The organism is Janthinobacterium paucivorans (assembly GCF_051380805.1).
GTDB classification, from domain to species: Bacteria; Pseudomonadota; Gammaproteobacteria; order Burkholderiales; family Burkholderiaceae_D; genus Janthinobacterium; species Janthinobacterium lividum_D.
In genome coordinates this window covers 45659-67469 of record NZ_JBNYXR010000014.1, presented here as the reverse complement: position 1 = coordinate 67469, position 21811 = coordinate 45659, and the positions used below count along the sequence as shown (strand labels likewise).

General features: G+C 60.7%; 11 protein-coding genes. 6 read left to right on the top strand and 5 right to left on the bottom strand.

All coding sequences use genetic code 11. From position 1 onward, the window contains the following. Window positions 1–51: 51 nt before the first annotated feature. Both tkt and gap read left to right on the top strand, forming a co-directional pair. The gene (gene tkt, locus ACQ4V8_RS16635; RefSeq protein WP_010395243.1) at window positions 52–2049 is read left to right on the top strand and encodes a transketolase; all 1998 of its coding nucleotides are present in this window, start codon (window positions 52–54) and stop codon (window positions 2047–2049) included. 78 nt (window positions 2050–2127) lie between these two features. Continuing rightward, the gene (gene gap / locus ACQ4V8_RS16630; RefSeq protein WP_010395244.1) at window positions 2128–3138 is read left to right on the top strand and encodes a type I glyceraldehyde-3-phosphate dehydrogenase; all 1011 of its coding nucleotides are present in this window, start codon (window positions 2128–2130) and stop codon (window positions 3136–3138) included. Window positions 3139–3210: 72 nt separating this feature from the next. Here gap and ACQ4V8_RS16625 read toward each other — a convergent pair whose 3' ends face one another. The 3 genes from ACQ4V8_RS16625 to glnE all read right to left on the bottom strand — a co-directional run bounded on the left by ACQ4V8_RS16625 (window position 3211) and on the right by glnE (window position 7343). After that, window positions 3211–3975, bottom strand: a complete 765-nt coding sequence (locus ACQ4V8_RS16625) for a YoaK family protein (protein WP_010395246.1) — start codon at window positions 3973–3975, stop codon at window positions 3211–3213. 35 nt (window positions 3976–4010) lie between these two features. After that, window positions 4011–4487, bottom strand: a complete 477-nt coding sequence (locus tag ACQ4V8_RS16620; RefSeq protein ID WP_010395248.1) for a cache domain-containing protein — start codon at window positions 4485–4487, stop codon at window positions 4011–4013. 99 nt (window positions 4488–4586) lie between these two features. Continuing rightward, window positions 4587–7343 (bottom strand): bifunctional [glutamate--ammonia ligase]-adenylyl-L-tyrosine phosphorylase/[glutamate--ammonia-ligase] adenylyltransferase, encoded by a 2757-nt coding sequence (glnE, locus tag ACQ4V8_RS16615; RefSeq protein ID WP_070345726.1) that lies wholly within the window; start codon window positions 7341–7343, stop codon window positions 4587–4589. Window positions 7344–7579: 236 nt separating this feature from the next. On the opposite strand from glnE, the gene ACQ4V8_RS16610 reads away from it, so the two are divergent. The 4 genes from ACQ4V8_RS16610 (at window position 7580) to aroG (ending at window position 15525) form a co-directional block, all read left to right on the top strand. Then, on the top strand, window positions 7580–11767 hold the full coding sequence (locus ACQ4V8_RS16610; RefSeq protein WP_436571870.1) for a YhdP family protein: 4188 nt from the start codon (window positions 7580–7582) through the stop codon (window positions 11765–11767). Between the two features lie 30 nt (window positions 11768–11797). Beyond that, window positions 11798–12598: a carbon-nitrogen hydrolase family protein gene (locus tag ACQ4V8_RS16605; RefSeq protein ID WP_010395252.1), complete on the top strand. Its 801-nt coding sequence runs from the start codon at window positions 11798–11800 to the stop codon at window positions 12596–12598. 21 nt (window positions 12599–12619) lie between these two features. After that, on the top strand, window positions 12620–14080 hold the full coding sequence (gene tldD / locus ACQ4V8_RS16600; protein ID WP_070345725.1) for a metalloprotease TldD: 1461 nt from the start codon (window positions 12620–12622) through the stop codon (window positions 14078–14080). 380 nt (window positions 14081–14460) lie between these two features. Next, window positions 14461–15525: a 3-deoxy-7-phosphoheptulonate synthase AroG gene (aroG, locus tag ACQ4V8_RS16595; protein WP_280720704.1), complete on the top strand. Its 1065-nt coding sequence runs from the start codon at window positions 14461–14463 to the stop codon at window positions 15523–15525. Between the two features lie 85 nt (window positions 15526–15610). On the opposite strand, the gene ACQ4V8_RS16590 is transcribed toward aroG, so the two are convergent. Beyond that, the gene (locus tag ACQ4V8_RS16590) at window positions 15611–18457 is read right to left on the bottom strand and encodes a TonB-dependent receptor (RefSeq protein ID WP_029496188.1); all 2847 of its coding nucleotides are present in this window, start codon (window positions 18455–18457) and stop codon (window positions 15611–15613) included. A gap of 355 nt (window positions 18458–18812) precedes the next feature. Beyond that, window positions 18813–21482 (bottom strand): TonB-dependent receptor, encoded by a 2670-nt coding sequence (locus tag ACQ4V8_RS16585; protein ID WP_436571869.1) that lies wholly within the window; start codon window positions 21480–21482, stop codon window positions 18813–18815. Between the last annotated feature and the right edge of the window lie 329 nt (window positions 21483–21811).

The window sequence follows — 21811 nt, the reverse complement described above, 5'->3', positions numbered from 1 at the left end:
GCGCCCAGCTGCGCTGCAAACGAATTTAAACTCCGCGATCGACCACACACGATGAACTCTACGCTCCCTACCACCAAAATGGCCAATGCGATCCGCGCACTGGCAATGGACGCTGTACAAAAGGCCAATTCCGGCCATCCAGGCATGCCGATGGGCATGGCCGAGATCGCAGTTGCCCTGTGGAGTGGTCATTATCGCCACAATCCAGCGAATCCAAAATGGCAAAACCGTGACCGTTTCCTGTTGTCGAACGGCCACGGCTCGATGCTGCACTACGCGCTGCTGCACCTGACGGGCTATGACTTGTCGATGGATGACATCAAGGCCTTCCGCCAGATGCATTCGAAAACCCCGGGCCACCCGGAAGTCGACATCACGCCAGGCGTGGAAACGACCACCGGCCCGCTGGGCCAGGGCATTGCCAACGCCGTCGGCATGGCCTTGTCGGAGCAATTGCTGGCAGCTGAATTCAACCGCCCCGGCCACGATATCGTCAACCACTATACCTACGCGTTTGTGGGCGATGGTTGCCTGATGGAAGGTATTTCGCACGAAGTGTGCGCGCTGGCCGGCACCCTGGGCTTGAACAAGCTGATCGCGCTGTACGACGACAACGGTATTTCCATCGATGGCAAAGTCGAAGGCTGGTTCACGGACGACACCCCAGCCCGCTTCGAAGCGTATGGCTGGAACGTCATCCGCGCCGTCGACGGCCATGACGTTGCCGCCGTGTCCGCTGCCATCGCCGCCGCCAAGACGGCCAGCAAGCCTACCTTGATCTGCTGCAAGACCATCATCGGCAAGGGTTCGCCGAACCTGCAAGGCGGCGACAAGGTCCACGGCGCCGCGCTGGGTGACAAGGAAATCGCTGCCGTGCGTGAATACATCGGCTGGGATGCCGCACCGTTCGAGATGCCCGCTGACGTGTACGCCGCCTGGGATGCCAAGCAACAAGGCGCCCTGCTGGAAGCGGATTGGAACGAGCGCTTTGGCGCCTACAGCAGCCAATTCCCGCAGCAAGCTGCTGAACTGACCCGCCGCATGCAGGGCGAGTTGCCACAGGCATTCGAAGCGGCCCTGAGCGCCGCCATCGCGTCCTGCGTCGAAAAGAAAGAAAATATCGCTACCCGCAAGGCCAGCCAGAACGCCATCCAGGCACTGGCCTCGTCTTTGCCGGAATTTTTGGGCGGCTCGGCCGACCTGACCGGCTCGAACCTGACCAACTGGAAAGAGTGCGTGGCCGTGCGTTCGGGCCAGCCTGGCAACCATATCAATTACGGCGTGCGCGAATTCGGCATGAGCGCCATCATGAACGGCATTACCCTGCACGGCGGTTACATCCCGTTCGGCGCGACGTTCCTGACGTTCTCCGACTACAGCCGCAATGCCTTGCGCATGGCCGCGCTGATGAAACTGCGTTCGATCTTCGTGTTTACCCACGATTCGATCGGCCTGGGCGAAGATGGCCCGACGCACCAATCGGTCGAGCACGTCTCGTCGATGCGTTTGATCCCTCACCTGGACAACTGGCGTCCATGCGACACCGTCGAGTCGGCCGCTGCCTGGGGCGCCGCCGTGCGCCGCAAGGATGGTCCGTCGACCCTGATTTTCTCGCGCCAGAACCTGCCATATCAAGAGCGTAGCGCCGAGCAGATCGAGAACATCTATCGCGGCGGCTATGTGCTGAACGATGTGGCCGATGCCAAGGCGATCCTGATCGCCACCGGTTCCGAGGTGGAACTGGCCGTCGCTGCCGCCAGCGCGCTGGCCTCGGAAGGCATCAACGTGCGCGTGGTGTCGATGCCATCGACTGACGTGTATGACCGCCAGGACGCCGCCTACAAGGCCAGCGTGCTGACCAAGGGCGTGCCGCGCGTGGCCATCGAAGCTGGCGTGACCAGCTTCTGGTACAAATACGTGGGCCTGGAAGGCGCCGTGGTCGGTATCGACACGTTTGGCGAATCGGCACCTGCCGGCGTGCTGTTCAAGCATTTCGGTTTCACGGTCGAGAACGTCGTCGCCAAGGTGAAAGCGGTTATCGCCGGCTAATATTGATTTTGAGCAGACCCCGTCCACGTGCTGGCCGGGGTGCTGTGCTGATACCTTTTTTTTAATCAGGAGCAGAGTATGACGATCAAAGTTGCAATCAATGGCTACGGCCGTATCGGCCGTAATGTGTTGCGCGCTTTCTACGAAGGCGGCAAGAAACAGGATATCCAGATCGTTGCCATCAACGACCTGGGCGATGCCAAATCGAACGCTCACCTGACCCGCTACGATACCGCGCACGGCAAGTTCCCGGGCACCGTGACCGTCGAAGGCGATAACATGATCGTCAATGGCGATCCGATCCGCGTGTTTGCACAGCGCAACCCGGCTGAAATTCCATGGGGCGAGTTGGGCGTGGACGTGGTGCTGGAATGCACGGGCTTCTTCACCACCAAAGAAAAAGCTTCGGCTCACCTGAAGGGTGGCGCCAAGAAAGTCATCATCTCGGCACCAGGCGGCAAGGACGTCGATGCGACCGTCGTGTTCGGCGTCAACCATTCGGTATTGAAATCGACCGACACCGTCATCTCGAACGCGTCGTGCACCACCAACTGCCTGGCACCGCTGGTCAAGCCGCTCAACGACGCCATCGGCATCGAAACGGGCTTGATGACCACCGTGCACGCCTACACCAACGACCAGGTGCTGTCCGACGTGATGCATGAAGACCTGCGCCGCGCGCGTTCGGCCACCATGAGCATGATCCCGACCAAGACCGGCGCTGCTGCCGCCGTTGGCCTGGTGTTGCCTGAGCTCAATGGCAAGCTGGACGGCTTCGCTATCCGCGTGCCGACCATCAACGTCTCGCTGGTCGACCTGTCCTTCATCGCCAAGCGCGATACCACCGTGGAAGAAGTCAACGCGCTGATGAAAGCCGCGTCGGAAGGCGCCCTGGAAGGTATCCTGACGTACCAGACCGAACCGCTGGTATCGATCGACTTCAACCACAACCCTGCTTCGTCGAACTTCGATTCGACCCTGACCAAGGTATCGGGCCGTCTGGTAAAAGTATCGTCGTGGTACGACAATGAGTGGGGTTTCTCGAACCGCATGCTCGACACCACCGTCGCGCTGATGTCGGCCAAGTAATTTTTGGCTAGCCTAGAAAAACGCCCTTCGGGGCGTTTTTTTTATTCGTGGCTTTACGATGCCTAACAAAACTTACAGGCGGCGCCGGTAAAAGCGCCACAGCAGGCGCAAGTCACGTAGCACCGGCGCGCCCGACAGCAAGGTCAGCACGCCGGCCAAGATGATAGTGGCGGGCGGGAAACCGATGTGCTTGAAGGCCAGTGCGCCGCTGACGCCGCCGATGAAGAAGCAGATGATCAGCAGGCTGTGCGTTTTCAGCTTGTCGCGGTTGACCTTTACCACCCGGTCTGGCAATTGCCTGCGGTTGTAATACGCCATCTTGCCCAGTTCGATGCCGATATCGGTGGACAGGCCCGTGACGTGCGTGGTGCGGATGACGGCGCTTGAAATCTTGGTGATGATGGCGTTTTGCAAGCCCATGACAAAGCACAGCAGCAAGATGGTGACAGGGCCCAGTATGTCGGGCATGGCCGCCAGGTAGTTGCCCGCCAGGCCAAATAGCAGCAACAAGGCCGCTTCGAGCAGGAGGCTGGCGGCAAATTGGCTGTGCAGCCGGCGCCGCTTGCCCCAGTTCACCATGATGGCCGTCACGGCCGCGCCGCTGACGAAAGCCAGCCAGGCGCCCAGCGCGGCCAGCGCCAGCGTTATATTGCCCAGTGCCAGGTCATCGGCCATGCCGGAAACGATGCCCGTCATGTGCGAGGTATAGCCGCCGATGGCGAGAAAACCACCGGCATTCACGGCGCCGGCGACCAGCGCCAGTACGCAGCCCAGTTGCAGATTGGCTTGTGTATCGCGTGCCGATCCGCTCAGGCGGGCCAGGTAATGGAGTGGCATGCGGGGCCGGCTTCCTCTTTGCGTTGCTTATTCGCTTATTTATAGATGCCGGAACCGACGATCATATTGTCGACCCGTTCGACGTAGCCCGATTTTTGTTCGACCACCTTGGTCAGCGGATTGGGCCACTTGAAGTCTACCCAGCCGCGTCCGGCCGGCGTGCTGGCAGTGGCAATCAGCGATTTGACGATGTCCTTGCCTTCATTGTCCTTCAGGTCGATCAGATTCTTGCCGACCATCTTGGGATTGTTGCCGTGCGCCAGGGTGATGCCGTTCGTGTCGTACACATAAATGTACAGGTCGCGGTCATGAAAACTGGTGTTGGCAGGATCGGTAATGGCGGCAAAGGCCTTTTCCTTGCCTTCAGCCTTGATCATGGCTACGGCGCGCTTGGTCATGGCGATGGCTTCGTCGGCGCTGCCTTTGGGGGCGGCCCATGCCGCTGCCGGCATGGCGCAGAGGATGCAACTGGCAATGAGGGCATTGACGCCCGTTTTTACACTCGTTTTCATACGCTGTCTCCTGGGTTGACAGGCAATCCCGGCGCGCCCTGTTGTACGGCACTACTTGGAAGTGGAATTGCCTGTATGTATCATACGCCGCCGCCGGGCTTATGCAATCGCTGCGGGAAAGATCGTGTGCCACAGGCGCGTCACGTTGCCGGCATGTAGGCGCACGCGTTCCGGTTCCACGCGGGCCAGGTCTTGTCCCTGCAGGCGTAACTGGTGCTGCAGCTTGCGCAGCGCGCGGTAGGCGTCGGCGACCAGGGCGGCCAGCTGCGCGTCAATCAAGCCCAGTTCGCCGCACAGGCGCAGCAGGGCGATATTGCCTGAGTTGGCCGTCAGCTGCGGATACTGCGCCGCGTGTTGCAGCACCAGGTATTGCACCATGAACTCGATGTCGATCATGCCGCCCGGATCTTGTTTCAGGTCAAAGCTGCCAGGGCGCGATGGGTGGGCATCGAGCATCTTCTTGCGCATGGCCACCACTTCGCCCTTGAGTGGGCCGTTTTCGGGACGCTCCTTGCGCAAGATCGTGTCGCGGATGCGTTCGAAATGCTTGCCGATGGCGATGTCGCCGGCGCAAAAGCGCGCGCGCGTGAGCGCCTGGTGCTCCCACACCCAGGCGGCGCTGCCCTGGTAGCGCTCGAAGGCCTGCACGCTCGAGACCAGCATGCCCGAGGCGCCATCGGGGCGCAGGGCGATGTCGATGTCGAACAGGATGCCGGCCGAAGTGTGCGAGGTCATCCAGGTAATGAACCGCTGCGCCAGCTTGGCGTACAGGCCCGGTGCTTCCTGGTCGTCGTCGTCGAACAGGAAGATGACGTCGAGGTCCGAGACATAGCCCAGTTCCTTGCCGCCCAGCTTGCCATACGCGATGACGGCGAACTTCGGCACCTCGCAGTGGCGTGTCGGCAAGGTTTGCCAGACCGCTTGCACGGTGGCGGCGACGATGATATCGGCCAGCTGCGACAGGTAGTCGGCCAGCTTTTCCACACTCAGGTCGCCCGCCAGGTCTTGCGCCAGGCACTGGAACAGCTGCGCATGATGTGTTTCACGCAGGATATCCATCTGCCGCTCCGTGTCGCCGGGAGCGTCGTCGAGCTGGCGCTGCAACTCCAGCGCCAGCGCGTTTGGATCGGGCACCGTATTGCGGATGCCTTCGTCTAACAGCTCGTCGAGCAGGATCGGGTGTTGCGTGAGAAAGGTGGCGGCCCAGCCGCTGGCGCACACCATGCGCACGACGCGCTCGAGCGTATGCGGATATTCGGTCAGCAGCGACAGATACGCCGAGCGGCGAGCGATGGCTTCCAAAAAGTCGAGCAGCCGGCCCAGGGTGGCCAATTGGCTGGCGTTACCGTTGGAAACGGAGCAATCGGAGATCAGGGGCAGGGCGGCATTGACGAGGGCGACGAGGCGCGTGCGGCTCGCCTCGGGCAAGGACTGCAGGCGCGGTGCCTGCCACGTGGCCAGCAAACGGCGTGCGCAGGTGGCGCTCTCATGGAAGCCCAGGGCGGCAAAGCGCGCCTCGATGGCTTCCTGCTGGTCCGAGGCGGCGCAGTCGTTCGAGGTCTGCGGGTCGATGCCCGGATCGACCGGCGGCGTGCCGCTGCTCTTGTCGCTGAACATCTCGTCGAATTGCGCTGCGACAAACACGCGGTGCGCTTCCAGTTGGGCCAGCAGAGTGGGCGTGTCGGGCAAGCCCATCATTTGCGCTACGCTCAGGCGGTCGGCCTCGTTGGCCGGCAGGGTGTGGGTTTGCGCATCGTCCAGGTATTGCAGCCGGTGTTCGAGATTGCGCAGGAAAGTGTAAGAGTCCAGCAACTGTTGCACGATGGCTGGCTCCAGCAAGCCCTTCTCTGCCACCGTGCGCAAGGTGGCGCGCGTGGGGCGCTCGCGCAACTCGGCATCGCGTCCGCCGCGTATCAATTGAAATACTTGCGCCAGAAATTCGATTTCGCGGATGCCGCCACGGCCCAGCTTGACGTTGTTGCTGCGGTCCGGATGCAAGCGTTCCTGGCGGTTGACTTCGGCGCGGATCTGGCCGTGCATGGTGCGGATGGCGTCGATGACGCCGAAATCGAGGTAGCGGCGGAAAACGAAGGGACGCACGATGGCGTCGAGCGAGGCGATGTCGGCCGCCTTGCCCGTCACGGCGCGTGCCTTGACCCAGGCATAGCGCTCCCATTCGCGCCCTTGCACGATCAGGTATTGCTCTACCATGCCCAGGCTGGCGGCCAGCGGGCCGGAGTTGCCGTTCGGGCGCAAGGCCATGTCGACGCGGAAGGTAAAGCCGTCTTGCGTAATCTCGGACAGGGCGGCGATCAGTTTCTTGCCCATGCGAATGAAAAATTCGTGGTTGGACAGGCTGCGCTGGCCCGGCACGGTGATGCGCGTGTCACCATCTTCCGGGTAAACAAAGATCAGATCGATATCCGACGAGACGTTGAGCTCGCCGCCGCCCTGCTTGCCCATCGCCAGCACCATCAAGGCCTGTTCCTCGCCCGATTCTTCGCCGACCGGCATGCCGTGCAGGGTCACCATCTCGGCCATGATGGCGTCCACATGCGTGCGGATGGCAAAATCGGCAAAGGCCGTCATGGCCGTGACGACTTCGTTCAAGTCGGCCTGGCCGTTCAGGTCGCGCTCGATCAAGCCGCACACCAGCAGGTTGCGCAGGCGGCGCATGGCCCGTTCGGCCGGTAGCGGCGGCGTCGCGGCGTTCGATTGCTCGGCCAGTGCAGCGGCAAAATCGAGGCTGTCGAGCGGCGCTTGCACCAGTTGCGCGACCTGCGCTGTGCGCTCGGGGGCGGCGCCCAGCCAACGCTGGTAGAAACGGGAGGCGGAGATCAAAGGCTGTGTGCTCATGGTGTCGGTAAGGCTCTCGTGAATACTGCTTGCATGGTTCTGGATAACTTGGCTGCGAACGGCGGGGGATGCGGTAAAATTGTGCCGCTGGCGCAAATGCCGCCGGCAGTGCGTGCGCTTCCAGATGATGGTAAGGGAGGCTTTGCTCAGAAGCAAGCGCAAGGAGGCAGGCGCGCACCACGAATGCAGACGATTTTTGCCATTATTTGACGCCGGGCCAGTTTATTAGCTTATTGATGCAAAAACCGCCAGAAGCAAGCGTGACAGAGCATGTGCCCTTGGCCCTGCGCTGGCAGCGGCTGCGTGCCGCCTATCGCATGGCCAACCTGGCCACCCACCATGTGTTGGGTTTTACCATCAAACTGGTGCTGCTGGCGTATTTCGCCTTCGCCGTGCTGTTTTTATTGCTCCGTTACGCCATCTTGCCCAATATCGATTATTACAAGGGCGATATCGAGCGGGCGGCCAGTCGCGCGCTGGGCAACCGTGTCAGCATCGCGCGTATTTATGCCTCCTGGCATGGCGTGCGGCCCAATCTCTTCCTGGGCGACGTGAGCTTGCGCGACCAGGCGGGCCGCCAGGCGCTGAGTCTGCCGAGCGTCTCGGCGACCGTATCGTGGTGGAGCGTGCTCGGTTCCGTACGCTTCTATAATCTGGAAATCACGCGCCCCGACCTGGCCGTGCGGCGCAGCAAGGGTGGCCAGCTATACGTGGCCGGCGTGCTGCTCGACAGCACGCAAGGCAGCGATGGCAAGGGCGCCGACTGGCTGTTGTCGCAGCATCAGATCATCATTCGCGACGGCAAGGTGCGCTGGACGGATGAAGTGCGCGGCACACCAGAGCTGGCACTGGAACAGGTCAACTTGCTGCTGCGCAACCGCTGGCGCAGCCACCGGCTGGGCTTGCAGGCCACGCCGCCTGCCAGCCTGGCGGCGCCCATCGATGTGCGCGCACACTTCGTGCATCCGCCCTTCAGCACGCGCATCTCGGATGTGTCGATGTGGAAGGGGGAACTGTACGCCGACCTGAAAAACGCCGACCTGGCCGCCTGGCGCAGCTATTTCGACTACCCGTTCGAGCTGAGCCAGGGCAAGGGCGCCCTGCGCGCCTGGCTGAGCCTGGATCACGCGCGCCTGGCCGGTTTTACGGCCGATGTCAGCTTGTCGCAGGTGCAGGCGCAGCTGGGCGAGCATATCGCCCCGCTCGACCTGTTGTCGGTCAGCGGGCGCATTTCGGCAAAGGAAGAACTGTCGGCGCAAGTGCCCGACGGCAAGCCCACCTTTGGCGCGTATGGGCACCAGGTGGAGTTGACGAATTTCGCGTTGGAAACACATGATGGGCTCAGCCTGCCGCCCACGACCTTGTCCGAACATTTTGTTGCGGCCACCAAACGCAAGCCGGCGCGCACGGAAATCACGGCCAAGTCGCTCGATTTGCAAACCCTGGCCGCGTTGGCCGACAAATTGCCGCTCGGCGAGCAGCAGCGTCAGCGCCTCGATGCCCTGGCGCCACGCGGGCGTTTGCAGGATTTTTCAGCGCAATGGGAAGGCGACATGGCCACGCCCGCCAGCTATCGCCTGCGCGGCAAGCTCATCGACCTGGGCCTCAATGCGCAGCCGGCGCGCCTAGCCGTGGCGAAGACGGCGACCAGCGCCGCGCAGGCGGCTGCGCCGGCCATTCCAGGCTTCGACAAACTCAGCGGTAGCATCGACGCCAACGACAAGGGTGGCAGCATCAGCATCGAGGCACAAGACCTGGTGCTGCAGTTCCCCACCTACCTGAGCGAACCGGCCTTGCCGTTTGAGCAATTTACCATGCAGGCGCGCTGGGCCTTCGAAGCGGACAATATGCTGCAAGTCGGCTTGGACAAGCTCGATTTCAATCAGCAAGGCTTGCGCGTCGCTTTGCAAGGCACGCACCGCCTGCCGCTCGACGGCAAGAACCTGGGCCAGGTCGACTTGACGGGCACGCTCGATAATTTCCAGATCAACACCATCGGTCGCTATCTGCCGCTGCAAACCCCCGAGCACCTGCGCCATTGGCTGACGGGCGCGCTGGAAGGCGGCATGGCGCGTGATGTCAGCCTGCGCTTGCGTGGCGAGCTCGAGCATTTCCCCTTCAAGGCCGACACAGCGGCCCAGCGCAGCCGTGGCGATTTCCGCGTGGCCGGCAAGATCGAGAACGGCATCCTCAATTATGCGCCCGGCGAATTGGCGGAAAACGGCCCGCTGGCAGGCAAGGCGCCGTTGTGGCCGCAGGCGGAAAAAATCAAGGGCAGTTTTGTCTTCGAGCGGGCGCGCATGGACATTCGCGCTGACACCGCGACCACGGGCGGCGTGGCTTTGACGAATGTCAAGGCCGTGATTCCCGACCTGACCGTATTCGACACCTTGCTCGATATCGACGGCAACGCGGCCGGTCCGATGCAGGAATTTCTCAAGTACGTGACGGCCAGCCCGGTGCTGGGCTGGATCGAACATTTTACGGATGAAACGACGGCGACGGGCAATGCCAGGCTGGCGCTCAAATTGCACTTGCCGATCGAACGCATGCTTGAGTCGACCGTGCAGGGCAGCTTGCAGCTGGCGGGCAATGACGTGGTACTGTTCCACGACATGCCGCCCGTGCTGGGCACGCAAGGCAAGATCGAATTCAATGAAAAGGGCGTCAACCTGAATGGCTTGAACGGCAGCTTGCTGGGCGGGCCGCTGGCCATCTCGGGTGGTACGCAGCCGGACAATTCCATCCAGGTGAAACTGGCCGGCAACATGACCATCGATGGCTTGCGCAAGACGTATGCGGCGCCCGTGTCGCAGCGCCTGGCGAAACATTTGAACGGCGGCGCGCGCTATAGCGGCCTGATCACGGCGCGCGACCATCAGGTGGTGGTCAATGTCGAGTCGCCGCTGACGGGCCTGGGTCTGGATTTCCCCGCCCCCCTGAAAAAGGCGGCTGGCGACAGTTTGCCTGTGAAATTCACACTCACGGGCAACGCGGCGAACGGCGCCGGCCTGCGCACCGACGATATCCGCATCGTGCTCGGTGCTGGCATCGCTGCGCGCTACCAGCGCCAGAAGCAGGGCAAGGATGCCTGGCGCCTGGTGCGCGGCGGCATCGGCGTCAACGTCGCGGCACCGGAACCGGACAGCGGCATGATGCTTAACGTCAATATGAAAACGCTGGACGTGGATAGCTGGGTCGCCGTCGGCAGCGAGATCGCCGGCAGCGCCACCGCGCCAGCCGAGGCGGGCGGCAATGCCAGCGATGCACCCGATATCGCACAATACGTGGTGCCCGACAGGATGGCGGCGCGGGCCAGTGAACTGATGCTGGGCGAACGCAAGCTGGAAAACGTGGTCGTGGGTGCCACGCATCAAAAAGATGTGTGGCAAGCCAATATTGACGCTAAACAAGTGTCGGGCTATGTGACGTGGCTGGAAACACCGTCCGGCCTGGGCAAGATGACGGCGCGCTTGTCGTCGCTGATCATTCCGGAATCGGCCGCCAATGATGTGAAGAATTTGCTGGAAGGCAAGAGCGGCGCCCAGTCGATTCCCTCGCTCGATATCATCGCCGAGCAATTTGAACTGTTCAACAAGAAGATCGGCCGGCTGGAGTTGCAGGCCTACAACACCATGGCCGCTGACGTGCGCGAGTGGCGCGTGGGCAAGCTACAACTGTCCAATGCTGATGGCGCGCTGAGCGGCAATGGCAAGTGGGTCATCAAGGATGGGCAAAGCACGACCAGTCTGCGTTTCGGCCTCGATATCGTCGATGCTGGCAAACTGCTCGAGCGCTTTGGCTTTGCCGACACGGTGCGCCGCGGCAAGGGCCGCCTGAGCGGCGACATCGCCTGGAACGGCTTGCCGTATTCGCTCGATATTCCCTCCCTGTCGGGGCAGATCGAGATGAACGTGGAGTCGGGCCAGTTCCTCAAGCAGGACCCGGGCGCGGCCAAGCTGTTGGGCGTGCTCAGCCTGCAAGCCTTGCCGCGTTTGCTGAAACTCGATTTCCACGACGTATTTTCCGAAGGCCTGGCCTTCGACGGCATCACGGCCAACGCCAGCATCAAGCGCGGCGTGGTGAGCACCGACAACCTCAAGATGCACGGCGTGGCGGCCACGGTGCTGATGGATGGCAAGGCCGACATCGCCAACGAAACGACGAATTTGCACGTGGTGGTGATCCCCGAATTTAATCTGGGCACGGGGCCGCTGGTGTATGCGCTGGCCGTCAACCCCGTCATCGGTCTGGGCAGTTTCCTGGCGCAATTGTTCCTGCGTGCCCCCGTGATGAAGGCGCTCACTTACCACATGCAGATCGCCGGTCCGTGGAAGTCGCCCGTCGTGACCAAGCTCGATGGTGGTAAATTGGAGCCTGTCGCCGTGCCTGCCGCCTCAGCCGGGGAGGCAGTGGCGAAATAGGCGAGGCGTTCGAATGGATAAGAGATGGCAATGATGGATACAGTCGCAGCAGTACAAATGATTTCCTCGCCTTGCGTGGAAGAAAACCTGGCCACGGCGCAGCGCCTGGTGGCGCAGGCCGCCGCCGCTGGCGCGCAACTGGTGGTGCTGCCCGAATACTGGGCCATCATGGGCCAGCAGGAAACGGACAAGCTGGCCCATGCGGAACAGCCCGGCAGCGGACCCATCCAGGATGGCATGGCGCAGATGGCGCGCCAGCACGGCATCTGGCTGATCGGCGGTACCTTGCCCTTGATCTCCGGCGAGGAGGGCAAGGTCTTGAATACCACGCTGGTATACGACCCGCAGGGCGAGCCGGCCGGTCGCTACGACAAGATCCACTTGTTCGGTTTTACGCGCGGCACCGAGTCCTACAACGAATCGCACACTATTGTGCCGGGCGCGCAAGTGCGCGCTATCGAGACGCCGTTCGGCCGCGTCGGCCTGTCCGTCTGCTATGACTTGCGCTTTCCCGAACTGTACCGCGCCATCGGCGATTGTGCGCTGATCGTCGTGCCGGCCGCATTTACCCATACGACGGGCAGCGCCCACTGGGAAGTGCTGCTGCGCGCGCGCGCCATCGAAAACCAGTGCTATGTGCTGGCCTCGGCGCAGGGCGGCTTGCACCCGAATGGCCGGCGTACCTGGGGCCATAGCATGCTGATCGACCCGTGGGGCGATGTGAAAGCCGTGTTGCCCGAAGGCGAGGGCGTTGTGAGCGGTAAAATCGACCTGGTGTTTTTGGCTGGCGTGCGCGAATCCTTGCCTGCCCTGGCGCACCGGACGATGTGAATTGAACTGTGAGAAAAAGCGATGAAGCCATTTGAACCCAATCTGTCCAGCCTGGCCGTGGCGCGCAGCATTCTGCTCACGCCCTTCGGCCTGGACGAAGACAAGCTGCTAAAAGCCTTGGGCACGATGTTTACGCACAAGGTCGACTATGCGGATCTGTATTTCCAGTCGACCAAGAGCGAAGGCTGGAGCCTGGAAGAGGGCATCGTCAAGACGGGCAGCTTTTCCATCGACCAGGGCGTGGGCGTGCGCGCCGTGTCCGGCGACAAGACTGCCTTTGCCTATTCCGACGACATTTCCGAGCAGGCCTTGCTGGAAGCGGCAGCAGCGACGCGCACGATTGCGCGCGCCGGCGCGGGCAGAGTCAAGATCGCGGGCCAGATGCAGCCGCAGGGGGGGCGTTCCTTGTATCTACCCAATGATCCGCTGGCCTCGCTCGATGCCAAGGCCAAGGTGCAACTGCTGGAGCGCGTGGAAAAGATGGCGCGCGCGAAAGATCCGCGCGTGGTGCAGGTGATGGCCGGCCTGGCCGGCGAATACGACGTAGTGCTGGTGCTGCGCAGCGATGGCGTGCTGGCGGCCGACATTCGCCCGCTGGTGCGCGTCTCGCTCACCGTGATCGCGGAACACAATGGCCGGCGCGAAACCGGTTCGGCCGGTGGCGGCGGGCGTTACAGCTATGACTATTTCAGCGATGCCGTACTGGAACAGTATGCGGCAGATGCCGTCAATTCGGCCTTGGTCAATCTGGAAGCGCGCCCAGCGCCGGCCGGTCCCATGAGCATCGTCTTGGGACCGGGCTGGCCCGGCATTTTGCTGCATGAGGCGATCGGCCACGGCCTGGAAGGCGATTTCAACCGCAAGGGTTCCTCTGCATTTTCCGGATGCATCGGCGAGCGCGTGGCTGCCAAGGGCGTCACGGTGGTCGATGATGGCACCCTGGTTGGCCGCCGAGGCTCGCTAAATATCGATGACGAGGGCAACCCGACACAGTGCACGACCCTGATCGAGGACGGCATCCTGAAAGGTTACATCCAGGACACCATGAATGCGCGCCTGATGAAGATGCCTGTGACGGGCAATGCGCGCCGCGAATCGTTCGCCCACCTGCCCATGCCGCGCATGACGAACACGTATATGCTGGGCGGCGACAAGGACCCGGGCGAAATCCTCGCTTCCGTTAAAAACGGTTTATATGCCGTCAACTTCGGCGGCGGCCAGGTCGACATCACGAACGGCAAGTTCGTCTTCTCGGCCAGCGAAGCGTACATGATCGAAAACGGTAAGCTCAGCTATCCAGTGAAGGGCGCGACCCTGATCGGCAATGGCCCGGACGTACTCAACCGCGTCTCCATGATCGGCAACGACATGCGCCTGGACTCCGGTGTGGGCGTGTGCGGCAAGGAGGGGCAGAGCGTGCCGGTGGGCGTCGGGCAGCCGACCCTGCGCCTCGATGGCATCACCGTTGGTGGCACGGCTTAAGTGCTGAAGCGCCCGGTAGGTCCGCCACGTTAATGGCGAGCCGCCCGCGCATGTGCGTGCGCAGCGCACAACTTTTTATGCTTTTTTTCGCCCTTTGCCGTGTAAAACGGCGGCAGCATGCGGCTTTGCCGACAAATATGCTTGCCTATCCTTGCAATTTAGGTTTATAGTCGTTCATCACTTATGGATCACTCGCATGTTCGCTCGCCACTTTTTTACCGCTTATTTTTACTTTAGCAATTCCAACCCAAAGGCGGTGGAGTAGCGGTCGGTTCACGTAGCAGCAAAAACGAGATCCCAGCAAATTCTAAAAAACCGCCACTGATGGCGGTTTTTTTTTACCCAGATGTTTTACCCTTCCTTAAATTTTGGAGAAAATGATGCCCCGCACCGATGATTTGCGCATTCGCGAAATGAAGGAATTGACCCCGCCGTCCCACCTGATCCGCGAATTCGCCTGCTCGGAGCAAGCCGAGCAGACCGCTGCCAGTGCCCGCATCGCCCTGCACCGCATTCTGCACGGCCAGGACGACCGCCTGATGGTGGTGATCGGGCCTTGCTCCATCCACGATACCAAGGCGGCGATGGAATATGCGCGCCTGCTGGTCAAGGAGCGCGCGCGTTTCGCTGGCGAACTGGAAATTGTCATGCGCGTCTACTTCGAGAAGCCGCGCACCACAGTGGGCTGGAAGGGCTTGATCAATGACCCGTACATGGACAACAGCTTCCGCATCAACGATGGCTTGCGCATGGCGCGCCAACTGTTGCGCGATATCAATGAGCTGGGCTTGCCAGCCGGCACCGAGTTCCTCGACGTGATCAGCCCGCAATACATCGCCGACCTCATCAGTTGGGGCGCCATCGGCGCGCGCACCACGGAGTCGCAGGTGCACCGCGAACTGGCCTCGGGATTATCGTGTCCCGTCGGTTTTAAAAATGGCACGGACGGCAATGTCAAAATCGCCGTGGAAGCCATCAAGGCCGCCTCGCAGCCGCACCATTTCCTCTCCGTCACGAAGGGTGGCCACTCGGCCATCGTCTCGACCAACGGCAACGAGGATTGCCACATCATCTTGCGTGGCGGCAAAACGCCGAACTACGATGCAGCTAGCGTGGATGATGCCTGCAAAGCCATCGCCGCACAGGGCCTGGCAGCGCGCCTGATGATCGACGCCTCGCATGCGAACAGTTCGAAAAAACCGGAAAACCAGATTCCCGTGTGCGCCGACATCGCCAGCCAGGTGGCCGGCGGCGATAGCCGTATCGTTGGCGTCATGGTGGAGTCGCACCTGGTGGCGGGGCGACAGGATTTGATCGAGGGCAAGGAATTGATCTACGGCCAATCCGTCACGGATGGCTGTATCGACTGGAGCGCCAGCGTGGCCGTGCTGGAAAACCTGGCGGCCGCCGTCAAGCTGCGCCGCTTGCAGGGCGGCGCGAAATAAAGTCGCGCGCAGCATGCAAAAAAAGCCCGGAAAGCTAAGCTTTCCGGGCTTTTTCAGTTTTCAGCCGAGAGCAGATGCCGTCAGCTTAGAACTTGTAGGAACCGCTCAGGTAGAACTGGCGGCCCAGAGCGCTCGAATACGATGGGTTGTAACCCACTTGATGCGAACCGGTGTTACGCAAGGTGAACGGCGGGTTGCGATCGAACAGGTTCAGGATGCCAGCTGTGACTTCCACATTCTTCAGTGGACGGTAAGCCGTCTGGAAGTCGACGGTGGTGTAGCTCGGCACTTCCAGCGCGATGCCATAGCATTCGCCAGGGCTGCCGGCGACGATCACGGCGCAAGCGTCTGCCGTCTGTTCCTTGTCCGTGTAGCCATTGCGATAGCTGGCGCTCAGCGTATGCGTGAACTTGGCTGTCTCATAAGAGCTGGTGGCGCGGATGATGTTGCGGAAGCTGACCTTGTCGTTCGAACCGTAGCGATTCAGGCTGGTTTCCCATTGATCATCGGTGCCCGGCGTCGTGTAGCGCGAGCGCAGCAGGTAGGTACCCATCAGGCGGCTCGTCAGACGGCCGTCCAGCAGCTTCATTTTGTGAGTAAAGTCGTAGTCGATACCGCGGTTTTCCACTTTGCCGATGTTGATCGGCAGCAGTTTGACGGCCAGCACGTCCTTGCCTGTCGAAGTGATGTGCTTGGTGGTGAACAGGTTGGCATACTTGGCGGGATTGTTGAAGATCAAACCTTCGGAGACCGCCGTTACCTGGTCGTTGATCTGCACGTTCCACAGGTCGAACGACATCGACAGGCTGTCGATCGGCTCGAACACGGTGCCGATGCTCCATTGCTTCGACGTTTCCGGCTTCAGCTCAGGATTTCCGCCCTGGAAGGCTTCGAATTGCCGGCGGGTGACGCCATCACAGTAACTGGCCAGCGGATGACCGCCCATGCCGTTTGCTGCCGTCAATGGGCATTGGTAGTTACCACCTGTGACGCCCCAGTCTTCCAGCGGGCCAGCGATTTCCTGCATACTGGCGGCGCGGAAGCCGGTGCCGGCGGCGGCGCGGAACATCAGGCTCTTGGTCGCGGAATACTTGCCGCTGATTTTCCAGGTAGTAGCGTTTTCCTTCTTGCCTACCGTCTTGCCCGTCAACTTGTCATCGATGGCACCGATCTGGTCATAACGCAACGAACCCGTCACTTCCAGTTTCTTCGAAATTGGCAGCATCAACTCGGCATAGGCGCCCGCGTTGTCGCGCGCATAGTCGCTGTCGACTCGTGCATTGTCAAACAGGATTTGCGCCTGCTTTGCGACGTCCGCCTGTTGCATCTTGTACGAAGTGTTGCGGTAGTCGGCGCCCACGCCCAGCATGGCGGTGCCGCCTGGCAGCGAGAACACAGGACGCGAAGCGCGGCCATCGACGCCCTTCATTTCCACGGTTTGCGTGCTGTAGGTGCCGCTGAAACCTGTGCCCAGCAGTGCCTGGCGCATGGCATCGGGCATAGCGCCGACAGGATAGGCGAACGGGTCGATGTTGCCGGCGGCAATTTGTGCGTCGAACTTGTCGGCCAGCGGGAAACCGCTGACGTAGGTTTGCGTCTGCTTATTTTTCGAGTACGTCACGGCCGAGTTGATATCCCAGCCGAATGCATTACCGTCGACACCGGCGACGATATGCGTGGCTTTGGTGCCATAGTCGTAGGTGCGATTGCCCATTTCGGACAGGCGATAGGTGGCAATGGAATCGGTGATATTGGCCAGTTGCGCCGGCGTCAGGTTAGGCGCCAGGTATTTGTTGAACAGCGGCGAGCCGACCGGTACCGAGAAGTCCGCTGGATAGGGCGCGATGCTGGCAATGATGCGCGCTTCCGTGTAGGCCAGGTCATAGAAACCCTGGAAACCGGTTTTTCCCAGTTTGACGGTACCCGAGCTGAAGAGGGAGTCGCGCTTCGATTCGGGATTGATTTCAATCGTCGACGGTGAGTCGAAATAGCAGTTGCCATCGCCATAGAAGTCCATGTTGCTGGCAGCGCACTTGCCGCCATGGGCCAGTGCATATGGGTTCAGGTTGACGCTATCGACGAAGGGCTTATTGGTCTTTGGGTTGATGACCAGTTGGCCCGTTACCGGATCGGTGCGGTTGTAATCGACGGCCGCATTGCCTGGCGCCGAGCGCGAGGAACCATTGATGAATTGCAGTGCCTTGCCGGTCTTCGGATCGTTGAAATTGATGATGCCGCTTTTCGCGAAGCTGCGCTCGGATGCTTTCAGCGATTTTTGTTCGTCATGGCTGGCCGACACGAAAATGCTGTAGCCGTCTTCGTCGATATCGCCAAAGCCTTTGCTGATCGAAACCGAGTTGCTGGCGCCGCCTTTTTCTTCAGGGCGCGAATACTTTGCATTGATTTCCAGCGGCGATGTGCCTTTTTTTAGGATGAAGTTGACCACGCCGGCGATGGCATCGGCGCCATACAGGGCCGAGGCGCCGTCGGTCAGTACTTCCACGCGCTCGATGGCAGCCAGTGGAATCGAATTTAGGTCGATGGTCGTGCCCGAATTGGATGGCGCAAGACGGCGGCCATTCAGCAGTACCAGTGTGTAGGCTGAGCCAATATCGTGGATCGAGGCCGTGGTGACGCCGCCGCCGCCGCCGCCCACCGAATCGGCAGCGACGGAGAAGCCTTGCATTGCAGGAATTTGCTGGATGAAATCGGTCACCGTGGTGACGCCCGTTTTCTTGATATCTTTTTGGTTGAACGACTGCACTGGCAGCGACGCTTCGGAAGCGATGCGCTTGATGCTCGAACCCGTGACTTCCACGCGTTGCATGGTGCCATCTGTTGTTTCTTGCGCATATGCTGCATGCATGCCGAGCGCAATGCTACCGGCAAACATTAGGCGCAAGGAGCGTGCTATTACATTTTCTATCATCATCGAAATTCCTTGTTATTGTGATAAAGGCGGCAATTATTTTGAGATAACTTGTTTCTAGCTAACAATTTATTTTCTTTTTTGCAAATCCGCCAATGAAAATTTTGTAAATTCTCAGGGCCATCATCAAAACATTCACGATTAAAATTGTCAATTTCGTGCGGAATTTTTGGATGAAATGCAACATATTGCTATTTTTTTGCATTTCTTCAGGAATAAACTATCGTGAGCCCTTGTCAGACGCAGTCAGGCGCGTAAAATAAAATGGCGCTCAGCATCGCTGCTGGCGCCGTGTTTCTTGCTGCAGGCTAGCGCTTGCCAGCGCTGTCCTTTTTATCTCTGTTTCAGCCCATCCCCCTTAGAACGTATAGCTGCCTCGCAAGTAGTAGGCGCGTCCGAGCGGATCCGTGTAGCGCGGGTCATAGCCTTTCTGGAACAACGTTCCCTGATTCGAGAATGGTGGTTCCTTGTCGAACAGGTTTTTCACGCCGGCCGTCAGCAGCAAGCCTTTCCACACGTAGCTGCCCGACAGGTTGAGCAGGCTGTATGACGGGACATCGTGCTTGTATTGCTCAGCAACATTGTTCTGGTCTGTATAGCCGGACTTGAACGATTGCGACACGGTGGCGCCCCAGTTGCCCATGCGCCAGTTCAGGGCTGCCGTATGTTTCCAGCGGAACACTGGGTTGTTGTCCGCATAGCGGCCCACGTTGGCAATGAATGCGCCGCCGCGCTCGTTCTGGTAGTCATACTTGTGGGTCCAGGTGCCGTCGACAGACAGGCTGAAGTCGCCATAGGCACTGCGTCCCAGGCGCGCATTGAAACTTGCGTCGATGCCGTCCGTCTTGACTTCGCCGAGGTTGTCATTCATATCGAGAATCGCAAACGGCGAGCCATCGGGATTGCGCAGGAACAGGGCCTTGTATTTCTCGTAGTTGCCGTAGATAGACTGTTCGGGCAAGGATGAAATCTTGTCCTTCAGGTGGATGTTCCAGTAATCGACGGCAACCGTGATTTCCTTGGTCGGTTCGAGCACCACGCCGAAGGCAAACGTGGTGGATTTTTCGGGTTTCAGCTTTGTATTGCCGCCTTGCAGCTTGAATTGCTGCAAGTCGCAGTCGCGCAGCGGATTGGCGCCCGGTTGCGGCACGCCACCGGGGCACAGGATGGGGTCATTGTAAGAATCATTGGTATCGTTTTTCGACGGCGGCGCATTCTTTTCAAACAGCGTTGGTGCGCGGAACCCCGTGCTGGCCGAACCGCGCAGCACCAGCGTGTTGCTGGCCTGGTAGCGCAGGGCCAGCTTGGGATTGGTGGTGCTGCCGACATCGCTGTAATGGTCGAAGCGGGCCGCCAGTTGTACTTCCAGGTCCTTGATAAGCGGCAAGTTGACTTCGCCGAAGACGGCCTGGATGGTGCGCGAGCCGCTCTTCGAGAGCGAACCGGACAGGCCTGAACTGGTGGCCTGGCTGGCGATCTCGCGATTCACATTGAAGTCGGCTTTTTCACGCCGCAGTTCGCCGCCGAGAGCGATGGCCAGCGGGCCGCCGGCCAGTTGCATCAGTTCACGGCTACCCTTGATGTCGAAGCCCGTGGTGGTGACCTTGGCACTCTGCACCTCGCCGCGCAGGGCGGTGCTGTCCAGGTAAGCCTTGCCGGCCGTGTCTTGCATGCCGAAGGGATTGAGGATGCCGTTCAACACGCCGGCGGCAAACGCGGCATCTTGCACATAGCCGCCTGTAAATTTCTCGGACGACTTGCTGATGGCATGGCTCAGGCCCGTCTTGTAGTCCCAGCCAGCGAGCTCGCCTTCGACGGCCAGCACCAGGCGGTCGGCCTTGCCGTCCGAATCGATCTGCCGCTGTCCCGCTTCCACGGGGCGCCAGTTGACGCTCAGCGGCTGGCCCGACAACCCGGGCTGGGCCGGCACGCCGCCTGCGTTGCCCGGATAGTATTTGCTGGTATTGGGCAAGATCAAGCCCGTTTGCGGCGGCGGCGCCGTGCGTGCTTTTACCTTGTTTTCCGAATGTAAGTATTCGAGCGTGGCCAAGTGGCTGCCGCCCAGCTTGAAGGCGCCCTTGCCGAAAAAGGCCATTTGCTCCTGCGCCGGCAAGTCGTCGATCTGGCGCGTGTAATCCTGGCGGCAGGTGCCGTTGGCCGCCGCCACCGACAAGGGCGGATTGCAGCCGCTGGCCGCGTAGGGATTGCCGGCCAGGCCCTTGCCGGCGTTGGCCGCTGCATCGAAGTAGTTGCCGGGGAAAGTGGTGCCGCTGGTGAGCGACAGGCCCCTCTCGGGAATGATGCCGGTCTTGGAAAAATCGCGATCCTGCGACGTCAGCACATTTTGCTTGTGGTAATCGAGCACGCCGAAAATATTGTAGCCGTCCGTGTCGAGCTTGCCGAAACCCGTCGACAGGTTGAGACGGTGCTCGCCGCCGCCCTTGTGTTCGGGCGCGACGACCTCGGCAGTGATGTTGGTGACATTCACCGAGCGCTTGGTGATGAAGTTGATGACGCCGCCAATGGCGTCCGTGCCATAGATGGCCGAGGCGCCGTCGCGCAGCACTTCGACGCGCTCCAGCGCGGCAATCGGGATGATGTTCAGGTCGACGCTGGCACCGTCATACGGATGGTTGGCGATGCGCCGGCCGTTGAGCAGCACCAGGGTCTTGTCGCCGCCCAGGCCGCGCAAGTCGGCGCTGGCCTGGCCGCCCGTGGGCAAGCCGCTGGTGTTGCCACCGACGGCGTTGCCGCTGCCCATGCTGGAGGAATTCGAGGGTATCTTGCTGAGCACTTCCTGGGCCGTGGTCAGACCCTGCTTGGCAAAGTCTTCGGCCTTGAAGATGGACAGTGGCGTGGCCGTTTCCGAAACGAGTCGCTTGATGGAAGAGCCGGTGACTTCGACGCGCTGCATGGTGCCCGTATCGCTGACTTCTTGCGCCAGCGCCTGCTGGCCGAACAGGCCGGCGGCGAGGCCACTGGCGCAGATCAAACGGATGGAACGGGACAAGCGTGTTTCTCTGATCATATTCAAGACTCCTGGAAAAGCGGTTGTCTAAAAGGAGGAGAACGGCTGCGCCGGAAAGCGCGTCCGAAAATATTGAAGAAGTGAAATGATTTATCTCTTTTCAATTGGGTAACTGTAATGATCCGCAAAAGTCCTTGTCAACATTGCACATGGCTTTGTGTGGTTAAACAACGTATTGCGTCATCGACACTGATTTAAAACAACGAAGGCGTATTTTGTGAGGTGTTTTTGAGGATAGCGGCCGTGCCCAGTGCCGGCTCCGGGCGCGCGAAATAGAACGCCCGCTGCAGTACAACGGGCGTTGGCGTGGCTGGCATGGCGCTAATGAC